Annotated in this window: 2 protein-coding genes; both read left to right on the top strand. The window is 63.0% G+C overall.

What is annotated here, in order from left to right; genetic code table 11:
• Positions 1–241 precede the first annotated feature (241 nt).
• Positions 242–1075, top strand: coding sequence for a helix-turn-helix domain-containing protein (locus ACFVVL_RS21485; protein WP_387677527.1), 834 nt, complete (start codon positions 242–244; stop codon positions 1073–1075).
• The gene (locus ACFVVL_RS21480; RefSeq protein ID WP_387677525.1) at positions 1065–1271 is read left to right on the top strand and encodes a DUF397 domain-containing protein; all 207 of its coding nucleotides are present in this window, start codon (positions 1065–1067) and stop codon (positions 1269–1271) included. Before ACFVVL_RS21485 ends, ACFVVL_RS21480 begins: the two co-directional genes overlap by 11 nt.
• Positions 1272–1290: the final 19 nt, after the last annotated feature.

The raw sequence follows: 1290 nt of genomic DNA, 5'->3' as shown, positions 1-1290 counted from the left end.
GGCGAGGGTGTCCATGTAGACGGCCTCGACGGGATTGCCGGAGAAGTCCCGGTGTCCGAGGTCCCGGACGACTTCCCCGACGGTGGGGGCGTAAACGGGCATGCGGGGGTGACTGGGCATGGGGGCTCCTGGTTGCGCTGTGCATCGTGATCACTACGACCCGTATCCATGGTGGAGCTGAAGGCGCTACGATCGGAAGGTCTTCAACTCTCTAGTTCCCAGTGCTTTAAGTGGAGCGATCTTGAAGCGCATCACACTTGACCCCACGTCATCTCCGCTTGCGGCTTTCGCCGTTCAACTTCGCAGGTTGAGGGAGGCGCGCGGCATGACTCAGGTCGAACTCGGCACAGAGGTTCGATACTCCAGCGTCTACATCTCGAACGTGGAAACGGCTAAGCAGGCTCCGAGCTTAAAGTTCGTACAGCGGGCCGACGAGGCGCTGGAAGCCGGTGGCGCCCTGGAGCTGCTGTGGTGGAGTTGGAAGAACGGGGCATTGATCCCGGGATTCCCTGAGTACGCCAACAAGGAGCGCGAAGCCATCGGCATACGGCTCTTCGAGACGGGCATGGTGCCGGGCGTCTTGCAGCATCATGAGTACTCGGCAGCCTACGAATCCGCCATCGTGCGTCGGGGGGAGGCCACTCGCGCCCAAGCCGACGAGCGACTCCGTGTTCTCGCTGTACGGCAGAAGCTTCTGGATCGGACTCTGACGATCCATGCCGTGCTTGATGAAGGCGTCCTGCAACGGCCGATCGGAGGTACCGATGTCATGGCGCAGCAGTTGACCCACTTGGCGGACCTGTCCGCACGACCAAACGTCGTGCTTCAGATAGCGCCCTACCGCATGGGCGAGGACCGCCCCCTCTCCCATGCCGTCACTCTGCTCACCCTGCCCAACCGGACGATGGTCGGGTACACCGAGACGCTGCAACGAGGCTACTTGGAGCAGGACGCCGAAACTGTCTCAGGCTGGGCGAGAAAGTACGATCGGCTACAGGTGGACGCACTCTCCCGGGCAGACAGCCTGGCCATAATTCATCAGGTACGGAAGGAACTTGAACATCATGCTCGTTGATCTGTCGGGCGCCGGGTGGCGCAAGAGCACGCACAGCAACGGTGGCGGCGGTTGCATCGAGGTCGCTGACGGCTACACCGGCGTCATGCCCGTCCGCGACTCCAAGGACCCCCAAGGCCCCGCCCTCGTCTTCCCCGCCGACGCCTGGCAATCCTTCGTCACCGCCGTCCAGGCCGGCGAGTTCGGCACCATCTGAACCTCACCACCCAGGGGCC

The sequence above is a fragment of the Kitasatospora sp. NPDC058115 genome (assembly GCF_042884635.1).
Classification (GTDB): Bacteria; Actinomycetota; Actinomycetes; order Streptomycetales; family Streptomycetaceae; genus Kitasatospora.
This window is presented reverse-complemented; position numbering and strand designations above follow the sequence as displayed.

Excerpts from the sequence above, each read along its gene's own strand:
- ACFVVL_RS21480 (WP_387677525.1), top strand. The coding sequence starts at position 1,065 with ATGCTCGTTGATCTGTCGGGCGCCGGGTGGCGCAAGAGCACGCACAGC.